Source organism: Pseudoalteromonas sp. MMG024 (assembly GCF_021654175.1).
GTDB lineage: Bacteria > Pseudomonadota > Gammaproteobacteria > Enterobacterales > Alteromonadaceae > Pseudoalteromonas.
The window spans coordinates 180,502-194,112 of record NZ_JAKFZO010000003.1 but is presented as its reverse complement, the minus strand read 5'-3'; the positions used below and the strand labels follow the sequence as shown (position 1 = coordinate 194,112).

The 13,611-nt window shown below is 40.5% G+C and carries 13 protein-coding genes; 8 read left to right on the top strand and 5 right to left on the bottom strand.

What is annotated here, in order from left to right; genetic code table 11:
• The first annotated feature begins 41 nt into the window (after positions 1-41).
• The 7 genes from L1068_RS04230 to L1068_RS04200 all read left to right on the top strand — a co-directional run bounded on the left by L1068_RS04230 (position 42) and on the right by L1068_RS04200 (position 5,802).
• Positions 42-539, top strand: coding sequence for a hypothetical protein (locus L1068_RS04230; protein ID WP_054979301.1), 498 nt, complete (start codon positions 42-44; stop codon positions 537-539).
• Positions 532-741: a helix-turn-helix transcriptional regulator gene (locus L1068_RS04225; protein WP_237129238.1), complete on the top strand. Its 210-nt coding sequence runs from the start codon at positions 532-534 to the stop codon at positions 739-741. Before L1068_RS04230 ends, L1068_RS04225 begins: the two co-directional genes overlap by 8 nt.
• Before the next feature lie 107 nt (positions 742-848).
• Positions 849-2,291, top strand: coding sequence for a DKNYY domain-containing protein (locus L1068_RS04220; protein ID WP_237129237.1), 1,443 nt, complete (start codon positions 849-851; stop codon positions 2,289-2,291).
• A gap of 123 nt (positions 2,292-2,414) precedes the next feature.
• A complete protein-coding gene (locus L1068_RS04215) occupies positions 2,415-3,257 on the top strand; it encodes an alpha/beta fold hydrolase (RefSeq protein ID WP_237129236.1) in 843 nt (280 codons plus the stop codon).
• Positions 3,258-3,388: 131 nt separating this feature from the next.
• Entirely contained in the window at positions 3,389-3,655 is a 267-nt protein-coding gene (locus L1068_RS04210) for a hypothetical protein (RefSeq protein WP_237129235.1), read from the top strand.
• A gap of 65 nt (positions 3,656-3,720) precedes the next feature.
• Positions 3,721-4,722, top strand: coding sequence for an NAD(P)-dependent alcohol dehydrogenase (locus L1068_RS04205; RefSeq protein ID WP_237129234.1), 1,002 nt, complete (start codon positions 3,721-3,723; stop codon positions 4,720-4,722).
• A 219-nt stretch (positions 4,723-4,941) separates the two neighbouring features.
• Entirely contained in the window at positions 4,942-5,802 is an 861-nt protein-coding gene (locus L1068_RS04200; protein WP_054979307.1) for an EamA family transporter, read from the top strand.
• 58 nt (positions 5,803-5,860) lie between these two features.
• Here the strand turns inward: L1068_RS04200 and L1068_RS04195 are convergent, their stop codons facing one another.
• The 3 genes from L1068_RS04195 to L1068_RS04185 all read right to left on the bottom strand — a co-directional run bounded on the left by L1068_RS04195 (position 5,861) and on the right by L1068_RS04185 (position 9,607).
• A complete protein-coding gene (locus tag L1068_RS04195; protein ID WP_237129233.1) occupies positions 5,861-7,984 on the bottom strand; it encodes a TonB-dependent receptor in 2,124 nt (707 codons plus the stop codon).
• A 239-nt stretch (positions 7,985-8,223) separates the two neighbouring features.
• The gene (gene dctP, locus L1068_RS04190; RefSeq protein ID WP_237129232.1) at positions 8,224-9,348 is read right to left on the bottom strand and encodes a TRAP transporter substrate-binding protein DctP; all 1,125 of its coding nucleotides are present in this window, start codon (positions 9,346-9,348) and stop codon (positions 8,224-8,226) included.
• Positions 9,349-9,406: 58 nt separating this feature from the next.
• The gene (locus L1068_RS04185) at positions 9,407-9,607 is read right to left on the bottom strand and encodes a hypothetical protein (protein WP_054979310.1); all 201 of its coding nucleotides are present in this window, start codon (positions 9,605-9,607) and stop codon (positions 9,407-9,409) included.
• A gap of 289 nt (positions 9,608-9,896) precedes the next feature.
• Here L1068_RS04185 and L1068_RS04180 point away from each other — a divergent pair, with 289 nt between their 5' ends.
• Entirely contained in the window at positions 9,897-11,657 is a 1,761-nt protein-coding gene (locus L1068_RS04180; protein ID WP_237129231.1) for an endonuclease, read from the top strand.
• 156 nt (positions 11,658-11,813) lie between these two features.
• Here L1068_RS04180 and L1068_RS04175 read toward each other — a convergent pair whose 3' ends face one another.
• Together L1068_RS04175 and L1068_RS04170 are read right to left on the bottom strand one after the other, a co-directional pair.
• Positions 11,814-12,635 (bottom strand): hypothetical protein, encoded by an 822-nt coding sequence (locus tag L1068_RS04175; protein WP_237129230.1) that lies wholly within the window; start codon positions 12,633-12,635, stop codon positions 11,814-11,816.
• A gap of 307 nt (positions 12,636-12,942) precedes the next feature.
• A complete protein-coding gene (locus tag L1068_RS04170) occupies positions 12,943-13,230 on the bottom strand; it encodes a hypothetical protein (RefSeq protein ID WP_054979312.1) in 288 nt (95 codons plus the stop codon).
• Positions 13,231-13,611: the final 381 nt, after the last annotated feature.

Below are 13,611 nucleotides of genomic sequence, written 5' to 3'. Positions count from 1 at the left end.
TAATGTTAAATATTTTTAACTTAATGTAAGGAATAATAAACATGACTAAAAATGAGTTACGGGATTTTCTTAATTCGATTAGCTTTCGTGAGTTGACGCTAACGGTAGATTTAGTCGCAACACTTGGCATTTTATATTTCTATTTAACGCGTTTGATTGCTGCGACGCCTGAAATGCAAGCTGATGCTGGTTTTGTTTCAAGCTTATTGCTTAAGGCAATTGTATTTTCGATTGTGGTTGCTATTGCGAGCAGAATATTACTGCAAGTGGTTAGCGACGGAGAGTTAGAGCGACCCCTTGATGAACGAGAGAAGTTAATTGATTTATTTGGCAATAAGCATGCCTTGTGGGTGCTGCAAGCCGGTGTGTGCATTGCTATTTTTCAGTACACTGCTGAGGCGCAAAACTGGCTGTCGGCTAAAGGGCATCAACTGCCATTTTTAGCGCTGCATATTATGGTTGTGTCGTTTATTCTGTCGGAGGCGGTTAACTATATAATGCAACTTGTTAAAAGCCGAATGAGTGCAGTATATGGCTGAACTTCAAATTACTAATCAAATAAAAATGCTGCGTTTTATGAATGGCGAAATGACGCAAAAAGAATTAGCCGATCGTGTAGGCGTTACGCGCCAAACCATTATGGCAATTGAAGCTGCCAAGTATTCCCCCTCGCTTGAGGTCGCGTTTAAAATTGCTGCTGTGTTTGATTTGCCTTTAGAAAGCGTGTTTCAGTATCAATAATAAGCGACTAAGTTGCGCATTAAATATGCAAATTAGTCATAATAAACACTGACATAAATTACGTTTTAGATTAGGATAAAAATAAAAAAATAAAGGCTAATCAAGCAATGGATTTCTTGTTTAATGGCAAATTCTGGCTAAGTGCCGTGTTTATTGCGGTACTTTTGGGTTTTGCATCACAATTACGCGCCGATGACCGACCTTGGTTAAGTTACCTCATTAATCCGTCGTTTTGGTTCTCTGGTGCAGTCGACGAAGACAAATCAGATTCTTATTATTATTCATACGATAAACAGCAAATTCGTTATTCGCCCATGGGGAATTGGTTTGAGCTTGGCAACACCCTAATTGAATGGGCAGATGTTGAGACATTTGAAGTACTGGCGCGCGATTTCGCTAAAGACAAAAACAATATTTATTACCAATCAGACGTGATCACCCGTTCAGTTGATTACATGACTTTTTCACTTATTAATGAGCTAATTGCACGCGATAAAAACCACGTTTATGTGCCATCCCGATTTGTTGCTAAAAGTGCCTTAGCTGAACAATCAGATTCCCCTTTACATATCATTAGTGATGCAAATCCAGCTAGTTTTGAAATAATAAATGATGCTTGGACGAAAGATGACAAGCAGGCTTATTATTATTTTGTACCGCAAGCGGTTGATGTTGCATCGTTAGCGCTTTTAAATGAATACATAGTGAAAGATGCGAATTCGGTATTTATTAAACACGATGATCGTTTTATTAAAACCCAAGTTGCGGGCCTACATGTTAACGCGCTCAATGAGCAGTTTATTTACGACGAGCATAAGCTGTATTGGTTTGATGCCAGTTATCAACAAAACGATAATGGCGACTCGCAATCTAGCGTCTGGTTGGAGTCGGTTGCTTATCAAAATATCGATTCTTTTACGCAATTTAATGACGATTATTTTACCCTCGATGATAGCGTCTATTTCGGCAAAAACCGTGTAGAACACGCTGATGCTAAAACCTTTCAGATTATTAATAATGCCGGCTTTGCCAAAGATGCCAGTCAGGTGTTTTATCAACAACACCGCTTACCTAATGCCGATGCGCACAGTTATGCTTTATTGCTAGAGCACGGCAGCTATGGCCGCGATAATTCGCGTATTTACTACAAAAACCAATTACTTGGTGAAAAACAAACACCGTTAAAAGTGCTCAGTAATGATGATTATTTAGTAAGTGGTGACAAGGTATTTTTCCAAGGTAAAGTAATAGAAGGTGCCAATGCTGACTATTTCACCTTATTGAAACGCTTTGCAAGTTACGCAAGTGATGGTAATGCAGTTTATTTTCAAGATAAAAAAATTGAAGGCGTTGATTTAAATACTGTGGTTGTGATTAATCGTGATATGGCGATTCGCGACGCGAATCATGTTTATTGGCATGGTTCACGAGTTGAAGGTGCAGATGTAAACACCTTTATGCGTAGCCATCGCAATTACGAAAAATATGATGCAGAAGATAAACGCTATTTTTATAAAAACGGCATTCGCGTTGCAACAAGGAATGATTAGTTGCGCCTAGTGGGTATACAACAGTAGAGTTTAACAGCCGCTAAGCTACTAACTAAACACATGAAGATGTTGAACTTTTCATATTGGTGATGTTCTTATGTTAAAAATAATAAGGATACAAATATGAAACGCATGGTCTTTTTCGCATCTGCATTAGCACTTACCGGCTGCACGGCCACTATTAAAGAATCACGCTTTATTGCACAAGATGACGAAAAAACGCTTTATAGCGATACCTTTATCAACACTTTGAATGCGCAAACACCACGCCATAATGTCAACGTGATCTCTATCCCGTCAGAAGATAAAACGACTACCTTGTACGGCGTGTTCTTAGATAATCAGAAAACACGAAACACAGTTTTGTATATCCCCGGCAATGGCATGAGCGTTGAAAAAGCGGCTACTAACACCTTGCTTGAGCTTGCCGAATACGATTATGACATTGTGATATTTGACCGTCGCGGCTTAGGTGCGAGCGAAGGCACTGCCACAATCGCTAATTTAATCAACGATGCTAATGTTACTTTCGACTATACCAAGCAATCCCTTAAAGCCGACAAAGTGATTGTGCATGGTTATTCACTTGGCAGCTTTATTGCTGCGCAACTTGCCAAAAATAAAGCGGTCGATGGGCTAGTAATGCAAGGCTCGGCGACTAACGTAGATGATTGGGTAGACGAAGCGATGCCTTGGTATTCAAAAGTATTTGTTGATGTGCAAATTGATGATGCGTTTTACTCGGTTGATAATAAACAGGTACTGAGTGAAAACTATGTAGGGCCACTGCTTGTGATTTGCGGTGCTGATGATAAACAAACGCCAGCAATCTTGTCAGAAAAACTATTTAACGCAAGTACAAGTGCCGAAAAGCAGCTGGTGATTGCAGAAAATGCCGGTCACGGTGAAATGTTCAACAGTAAAAATGTGCAAGTTGCTTATCAAACCTTTCTTGCAAAATTTTAGCCTGTAACTTTTAACCTGTAGCTAAGCCCACACAAACGCGAAAGCAAAGTGGGCTTATATTCGTTAACAGCGAATTGACCGCTCCAATTTATGACTATACTGAGTGAACGATCATTTTCTCAGGACTTGTTATGAACCATCTTAAACTCCCCGCGTCTAGCGTTACACTTTCACTAACTTGTAGTTTTGCCATTGTATTGTTAACTGGCTGTTCAAAAGCCGACCCCGTTCCCGTAACTGAATGTAAAACTGTGGTAAGTCATGCAAAGCGTGTTTTAGGTGATAAAGCGCCGAGCAGTTCACAAATGTTGAAGCAGTGTAAAGCGGCGAGCGATGAAGCAAGAGGGTGTGTGATGGCGGCAGATAAGCCAATGAAATTATTAGATTGCGACTTTTAAGTGATCGCCACACCGTGTTGTTCAGTACCCACTTAAGCAAATTTAAAAACTAAGGGAAACCAATCATGATTACAGCTTACGCAGCAAAAGAGCCCGGTGGCAAATTAGAAAAACATACGATTGAAGTAGGTGAATTAGGCGCTCACGAGGTAGAAATTGACGTTGAATATTGTGGTATTTGTCATTCTGATATTTCAATGATCGACAACGAGTGGGGGTTTTCACAATATCCGCTTGTGGCGGGTCATGAAGTTGTTGGTCGTATTGTAAAAACTGGCAGTCACGTGAATAGTTTACAACAAGGCCAGTTAGTCGGCTTAGGCTGGCATTCCGACTATTGCCAAACCTGTTATTCGTGCAATACCGGTGATGAAAACTTATGCGCAGCGGCAACGCCTACGATAATGAGCTATGGCGGATTTGCAAATAAAGTGCGAGCTAATGAAAAGGCGGTGGTTGCGTTACCAGATGGCATGGATGCGCAATCTGCGGGGCCGCTATTTTGTGGCGGTATTACCGTATTTAACCCACTGGTGCAATTTGATGTAAAACCAACCGACAAGGTTGCGGTAATCGGCATTGGCGGCCTTGGGCATTTAGCGCTGCAATTTTTAAATGCATGGGGGTGTGAAGTTACCGCATTTACATCATCTGAGGCAAAATCAGACGAAGCAAAAAGCCTTGGTGCACACCATACGCTGAACTCGCGAGATAGCAGTGAAATTGAGGCCGCGGCAAATCAATTCGACTTCATTATTTCAACAGTCAATGTAAAGCTGGATTGGAATTTATACCTTTCAACATTAAAACCAAAAGGGCGCTTACACTTTGTAGGGGCTACGTTAGAGCCGCTTGATTTAGGCGCGTTTGGGTTAATTGGCGGACAAAAGCAAGTATCAGGCTCACCTGTGGGCAGTCCGGCAACGATAGCTCAAATGCTGGAATTTGCGGTGCAGCACAATATTAAACCACACATTGAAACCTTTAAAATGAGTGATGTGAACAATGCATTGGCGCATTTAAAGTCGGGTAAAGCGCGCTATCGTATTGTGCTTGAAAAAGATTAATTGGCTAATAGGGTGTAAATACTTATTTAGTGAGTAATACGTTTAAAAGTGATATGGCGTCGCCATATCACTTTTAATTTCTAACACCGTTTTAATTTCAAGCACCGTTTTAATTGTTCAGTTTAATACCAGCGAAAACGCTTCTTTAATACCATTGTGATGGGGAATTGGTTACACTCTTCGGAATAACATAGCTTTATTAACCATCCGTATTTATTCATGAATTACTTAATCTCAGTCACTATTTTGTGGGCATTTTCATTTAGCTTAATCGGTGTGTACTTGGCAGGACAAGTCGACGCTTGGTTTAGTGTGTTAATGCGTGTTGCGCTTGCCGCAGTGGTGTTTTTACCGTTTTTAAACATTACCCGTATTGCTAAACCGCTTGCGCTTAAATTAATTGCTATCGGGGCGATTCAATTAGGCGCTATGTATGGCTTTTACTACCACAGTTTTTTGTATTTAAGTGTGCCTGAAGTACTGCTGTTTACTGTAATGACACCGCTTTATATCACGTTATTAAACGATGTTTTAGAAAAGCGCTTTAACGCCCAGTTTTTACTGGTAGCCATTATTGCCATTATTGGCGCGGTGGCGATTCGCTATCAGGGCATTGATGGTGATTTTGTGTTTGGCTTATGCTTAGTACAAGGCGCTAATATTTGCTTTGCCAGCGGACAAGTATTTTATAAGCGTGTAATGAGCGAACAATCGCTTGATCATAAAACAGCATTTGCATGGTTTTTTGTGGGAGCCTTAATTGTTGCGGCAACGTGCTTTGCCTTATTTGGCAATATCAATAAATTACCAACAACAGTTACGCAATGGGGCGTTTTAACTTACTTAGGGTTAATCGCATCGGGCTTTGGTTACTTTGCATGGAACAAAGGCGCAGTAGCGGTTGATGTAGGCACACTTGCGGTAATGAATAATGTACTTATTCCGGCGGGCATTGTTGTAAATTTAGTGATTTGGAATCGTGATGCAGATTTACTTCGTTTATCGCTTGGCGGGGCAATTATGCTCTTGGCGCTTTGGCTAAATCGGGTTTTTACAAAACGTCTCGCCCATTCACAATAATAGCATTTTTAATACATAAAAAAGGCACCAATTGGTGCCTTTTCAATTTAATTAACAATTAAAACAGGTAGTTAATACCTAAATTAACTGTAGCGCCTTTGCCTTTCACATTGTAGCCACTGCCTGTGTAAGACTGAGAGCGAGCAGGGTAGTAATCGTTATTAAGTAAGTTTTCTACACCGCCATATACTTTGAAATCTTGGCTTATTTGGTATGAAGTACTCAAGTTAACAACATTGTAGCTACTTACCGGGCCATTGGTGCCTGTGTATACGTCACCTACTTTTTCAAAACGGTCACGGCTGCCAACATGCATCATGGCAAGTGATGCGTGCCAGTCATTTGTGATGGTGACATCGGCATAAGCGGCAAACTTAGGCGGGTTAATCGTACTGCCGTTAAGGTATTCATCGGTATCGGTGTTTTTACCTTCTAACCAGCTGTAGTTAACACCTAGTGTCAGGGTATCGCTTGGTTTTGCTTCAAGTGCCGCTTCAAAACCGTAGATTTCTTGCGGCGAGCGCACGCTTTCGTACTTGCCTGTTGCTGCATCTTCTACAAGGCTGGTACCGATATTTGATTTACTGATGAAAGTGGCAAACTGGTAGTTGAAAATGCCGTAGTAACCGTCAAAACCAACTTCATAGTTTTTAATGATTGACGCATCTGTATCAATTTTATTGATGCTTGGTGCAGATGCGGTGCGTAAGGTACGCCCTAAATCTGTCACATCAAAGCCTTCAGAATAACTTACAAATGGCATAAAGGTATCAAATGCGTTGTAACGTAAACCAAGGTTGTAGGTTGTTGCGCTGTATTCAATATCGCCGCCAGTGACATTGACTACGTCACTACAAGTTTTGCGACACACCATAAGGGTTTGAAAGTCATTAACTGATACATCAATTTCTTCATGGCGAAGACCCGCTTTTACTACCCAATCATGATTAATTACAAATTTTGATTGTAAATAAAGCGCAGCGTTATCCATGTCCATTTCAGGCGTCCAATCACGACCATCTACCATGGTTTGCGCTGTCACGTCGTTGAGTAAATCGATACCGTAAGTGAAGCTTGCCGCAGTGTTATCAAAATCAACTGTAGTATTAAAGTTTGCACGAATACCGGTTTTTTCAGACTCAATCATAGATTGGCCGCCCGCTAAGTCTAGCTCAGGATCACGGAATTTAGTGCTGTAGAAAAACACATTTTCAAGTTTCTGCCAATAAACATCACCGGTAAATAAGGTATCGGTAAAGATTTCAGCGTGCTCGTATTGTAACTTTAAGTTGTGGTTACCACGCGGCCCTTGAGGATCGCCCGGGGCTTTAACCCCGCTGGTGTTTTTCTCAGCGTAGCTTTTTTCGCCGTCGTTAACGGTTTTGTTGATGCTGATATAGTCGGTTTCTTGCTGACCTTCAAAATAGTTGTAAGTAAGCGATAGCGCACTTTGGTCGGTTAGGTCGTAGCCGATTTTAGTAAATGCATTTTTAGATTCAAAGCCTGACATACCATAAAGCAAACCAAGCGGGTCGCCGTCGGCGTCTTTAATAATGCCGTTATCTTCATAAGCGACATTGGCAACATAATTTAACTTGTTGTTACGACCATCTAGAGTTACATCGGCACGTTTGCCTAGGCTGTCGTTGAAGTCGGTTGCGGAAAAATTAGTCGCAAGATTAAGTTTACCGTTAAAGCCGTCTTTGCTGTCGGCATTTTTAGTAATGTAGTTGATGATACCGCCCGCAGCGCCGTTACCATAAATTGAGGTCGCACCCTTAATCACTTCAACGCGTTCAATAACACTTGGATCAAGAGAACGAATTGCTAAACGACCATTTCTTAAGGGAGTAGATTGCGGTAAACCATCAATTAATACAAGCGCACTACGGCCACGTAAGTTTTGACCTGAACTACTGTTAGTGCCAGTGTTTGGCCCCATGCCTGGTACCTGAATGGCTAAAATGCTTTGCAATTCATTGGTTACTTCCATGTTTCTTAGTAGCGCTTGCTGATCGACAATCACTACCGACGCGGTTACTTCATCTAAACGTTCTTCAACACGGCTGCCCGTTACGATAATGCGTTCCATATCTTTGGCTTGCTGTTCGGCGTTGGGTGCGTCGGCAAATACGGCACCTGAAACAAAGAGCGCGGTTAGGCTGAGGGAGGTTTTTAACATGGTTGATCCGATACTTGAGTAAAAAATTAGTGCGGATGTTAATGATATTAATTATTAATTGCAATAAGTAAGAGGTCTGTTGAGTTTTATTTATTTACTATTTTAATTATATGTATCAAAGAGCTAGTTACAGTTTTACTGAATGATTCACCCAGAGAAGCAGTGTATTACTTGTTTTGGTACGTATTAACTAGATTGTAATTGCGGGACCTTGATTCGAGTTGATAACAAGACATAATTTAAGTTAGCGAGTGTTTACTTGGGGTTTTAGTTGCGTCTAATAATCTAGAAAACTCATTACTCGAGCCGAGCAGTGATTTTTTAATATCGCGCCATTCGTGGCGATGATGACCAAATTGGTCTTGCCATAAGGCAATCGTTGGTTGATCTGGTTTAAACACAGTGCAGCCTCGCTTTATAAACTCCTGTTCACAGTTTGATTCGATATGACTGACATTACTTAGCTGAGATAAAAAGGTTTTTTCAGCGGCATCGTTAACAGCTAAGCGCAGTGTTTGCGGTAAGGTGTTAAGCCACTTTTGACTGACTACGTTGACCCAAGTATCAGGTACGGTGTTAAGCTGCGTAATGGTTGCGATTTCGTCACGTAAATTATTTGGACCTGCATACAGGCCGATTATACCGGGGTCGAGTACCTGAAACTTGCCTAAGCGCGCCATACTCGCGACATTCGCCCAGTTAACCTCCACAATATGTGCACTGGTCATGGCATAAAAGTGTTTTAGCACCTTGCTTGCGGGTACGCGTAGCACCATATTCTTTAAGTCTGTTGGTGTTTTGATCACTGTATTGGCAAGTTTTGTGGTACTTAGTGTACGTGCGCCTGTAATGTAGTGATATAAAATAGCCAATTTACCTTGTTTTGCTATTTTTTCAATTACGTTTTGCTGCCAGTACGGCGAACTAATTAGATTCAAAAAGGCTTGATTGTTACCTGCCCAAAATGGAATGTTTAGAATATCTAGAAGTGGTAACGCGCGCGATAAATTTGCAACTGAAATGAGCGCAGCGTCGACTTGCCCTCGCGAAACAGCCGCCATCAGGTCAGTGCCAATGCCCATTTCGCCTTGTTCGTGGATATCAACATAGATTTTGCCTTGTGACAGGCTTTGAATATTGCGTTTAAACTCGATGTGTAAATGTGGAACGAATGAGGCATCTGAGGTGTGATAGGGCGATGCGAATACTAAGGTGTGCTCTGCAGTTTGTTTTATCGCTTCATCTTGTGTAATATCGTCAGCACTTAACTTTGCTGTTGCAGCGGTTACATTGCCAAACGGAAAAAGCGAGCTTGCAACAAGCGCGCTCGACGATTTGATAAAATAACGACGTGATATTGGCATATTTTAAGTTTAGCCAAGTTCACGGTGCTTTCAATGCGCACTAGGGCTGTTTTATTTGTTAGTCAGATACATCTTTAATCGTAAAAGACTCAAAAATCTCCTCTTCTTGCTCTAGTTTTTCTGCCCACGCGGTTACGCCGTCTAGTGATAGATTAGGTCCTGCCACATAACGTTGCACGCTGTCATCTTCACTGATCGCAAATTCAATTAGATATCGTTTAGTTGTCATCATATTGCCACCGATGATTTGTATGCTCATCTTTTGGTTTACCCGTTTTTGATTACAAATTAATGACACAGTTTGAAGAAATTTTAAACAATTATTTTTACCTCCTGTTTACATTTGTTATCGAAACTGCAAATCCCTTGCTCTGTATGGCCTAAAGCAGACTTAATCGAAATTCAAATAGAGTTTTGACTCTAAATGTAAGGAAATTGTAAAGATAATACTTTAAAGTAGCGCGGCAATAATTTCAAAAAGTTGCACAGGAAGAAGTATGCAAAGGATGGTATTGATTTGAATTTTTAATAAAAACAAATGGATAACCATGAATCTCTCACGCTTAAAAATCGTAACATCAATTATTGTTGCAAGTTACGCAACGCAATCGCTGGCAGCAGCACCTGAAAATTACTATCAATTGGCTGATCAATCTTCGCCAACTAAACTAAAACAAAGCCTACATAACATCATTAAAGGGCATACTAAAATTCCGTATACCTCATCCAGCACCGACACTTGGGATGTACTGGAAATTGCGGATCAAGATCCAGCAAATAGTAATAACGTGATTGATGTGTATAAAAACGCTAGCTATGCAAAAGTTGGCGGCGGCAACACTCAGTATAATCGCGAACATAGTTGGCCAAAGTCGTACGGCTTTCCAAGTGACGGCAGCAATAATTACCCTTACACTGATTTGCACCATTTGTTTATTGCTGATAGCAGTTACAACTCAAGCCGCAGTAATAAACCGTATGCAACGTGCAGCGATGCGGCGTGTATTGTAAAAGCAACGGAGCTTAACAATAATCGCGGCGGTGGCTCAGATGATATTAACTTAACGTTGGGTTCAGGTGCGACGGGAACATGGCAAACGTGGCCTGCACGCCGTGGTGATGTAGCGCGTGCACTTATGTATTTAGCAGTGCGTTATGAAGGTGGTAGTCACTCAATCACAGGAGTGTTAGAACCCGATCTTATTCTGACCGATGATCGCATGTTGATTGAGGGCTCAAAAACAGGTGGCAATGAAGCAATTGCTTACATGGGACTAAAATCTACCTTGCTGGCATGGCATAAAGCCGATCCAGTAGACAGTTTTGAAACGCGCCGAAACGACGCAATCTTTGAGCATCAAGGCAATCGTAACCCATTTATTGACCATCCAGAGTTTGTTGCATGTGTATTTGAAAGCAGCTGCTCAGGTAATGGCCCTGATACCGGCACGCCGAGTGACAGCACACCTTGGATTAACGAGCTTCACTATGACAATGACGGCACCGACGTAAACGAGGGTGTTGAAATTGCGGGTGCAGCAGGCATTGATTTCAGCGGTTGGTCGCTGGTGGCATACAATGGCAATGGCGGCAGCGCTTATAAAACCGTAAGTTTATCGGGTGTACTTGCAGATCAGCAGGGCGGCTTCGGTACGCAATTCTTTGCGATTGCAGGTTTGCAAAATGGTGCGGCTGATGGCATTGCACTGATAAATTCGAAAAATGAAGTGGTGCAATTTTTAAGCTACGAAGGCAGTTTAACCGCAACAAATGGCCCAGCTAACGGCTTAACATCGACAGATATTGCTGCAGCTGAAAACACCAGTACCGCAGTCGGCATGTCACTGCAGCTAAAAGGCACCGGTAACGTGTATAGCGACTTTAGTTGGCAACTGGCATCAGCTACATCAAATCAAGTAAATTCAGGTCAAACATTTGAAGGTGTTAGCACAACACCCACCGAGCCAGAGCAGTCAATATTTACCAATACGACAGCAACGGCAATTCCTGATAACGCGTCAGTAACATCAAACTTAGCGGTAACGCGTTTTGGCAGTGCCAACACTATTACGGTTGATGTAGATATAACGCATACCTATCGTGGTGATATTAGCTTGGTGTTAATCGCTCCCGACGGCAGCGAGTTTACGCTTAAAAGTAAAAATGGCTCAGACTCTGCTAATGACGTAAAAGCACAGTACGCAGTAATAACCTCATCGGTTGCAAATGGCGAGTGGCAGCTACGCGTAGAAGACAACTATCGTAAAGATACGGGCACGCTAAACAGTTGGTCAATTACCTTTAACTAACAGTGCTTATAGTTAGATAAATCAAAATGCTAGAAAAAAAGCGCCAATGACATCTGGCGCTTTTTTTGTATTAACTTAATGCATAAGTTTGGCATTTACTGCTGAATACATAAATTAATTCAAAGGATTACTTTCGAAAACGGCCACAAAGAGCGCCTAGTTTGTTTGATAGTAAAAGCTGCTATCGGAGACTTTTCGAACAATATTATACTCCAAACCTATATGGTTATAATCGCCTGAATTTGGAATACTTGATTTGTGGTTAATCACGACTCCCCAATGGTTATCACTTATCCCTCCAAAGATTATGTTGATACTTTCTTCATTTGCCTTCGCGATTGCAGCAACATTATACTTCGCCATTATGTCTCTAAGAGCCTTGGTAACTTCAGATAATGCTAGTAGATTTGGAGCATCTTCTGGCTTGGACAGTTTATAGTCACCAGAAGGAATAAATCCTGCTTGTTTGGTTGGGTAGTAGGTAATAAGCTGTGTTGGACTATAAAACGTATTATTGACGCGAAAAACATGAGGTGCCGTTTGCTGGACAATATACAGATTTGTATTTTGCCTCAACATTTCTAATTCGCTCTTTGAATCGAGTAAAAACTGATTTATCAGCTCAATCCTTTCTTTTGTACATTTTTGCTTCTTACATATTGAAATACTTGGTAAATTTGAAAGCTGCTTCTCATTAATATTCAAAAATCTACTTCCTAATACTCCAAAATTAAAATTTGCAAAGGCTTGCTTATCGTTATTGTTGACGAAATTTGTTGGATGAATGTCTAGCAAACTGAAAGGGAAAAATGAAGGAAGATAAGCTAGCTGTTTATCTGTTTTAGGCAGCATCTCGTTAGCATGTTTAAGCAGTTTTCGGTATTCGAGATCAATGTCTTCGGTGAAATAGGGCGGTGTATTTCCATAAGCTGAATTCGCACTGATTAAAATGCAACATAATAAAAAAGCTCTAAACATTTGTTATTTTAAATCCCTGTAAAATTAAGAACCATTATGATTCGGCATCATATTGTAATATAAATATAAAAATAAAAATAAAAATAGGAACAGGTCTTGCGCTTTTCATGCTGATTCAAGTTTTATCTATGTTAGCTTTTGCTTATTTCCGTCAGGAACATAATTAAAATCAGAGGGGTACTTTCGCGAAGAGCCTACAACTGACATTCGTAACCCCCAAATAAACGGCAATAAATAGTTTACTAACATTTGTCAGACACAACAAAGCCAACTGGTTTTTGTCCTACCACTTTATTAACTTCTATTTTTATTCGTAAAGCTTATCTGTTGCTTCTTTGAGCCCAGAGTGCGGTAAAAACTGATCTGTGATGGTCAAAATGGAGTGAAGATTATTTTTTAGTTTATCAAGTTCGATACTTCCTGGCTTCATAGCTGTTTGTAATAAATGAATTGCCATGTCTGCTAACAGAATTCGCTGCTTCTCTAGCCACTCTTCATCTCCTTTGGTAGCGGAGTTATTGAGGTAACTATCTTCTACCAAACTATGCAATTGCCAACTTGTTTTTATTAGTTTATTTCTTTCAATATCATTCACTGTTTATCCCTCAAACATTTAAAAGCTAATAAATCAGACTTTGCAAAGTTGCTTAGCTTGTAAAATACGAAAAAAGCAAAATAACAAAATCTTAATCTATTGAAAAATTAATTAAGTTATAAGAAATAAATTGAATGTATGTGAACGATTAATATTTGCTCATTGCGACTAGATATAAAATAAGTGCTGAAAAGTAGTGTTCTAATATCCGCTCGAAAGAGTCTCATTTTGCATTCCAGATAAATGGATACTCAGAATAGTCACACACAAAACGTCATTCCACATAAGCTACTCTCATCTTTAAACGTAGTTCAAGTGCAATTCTATGTTGTATCTAAGGTTGGCGCGTTGAGTTGAATGTGTATGCCTAAATAAAACCTT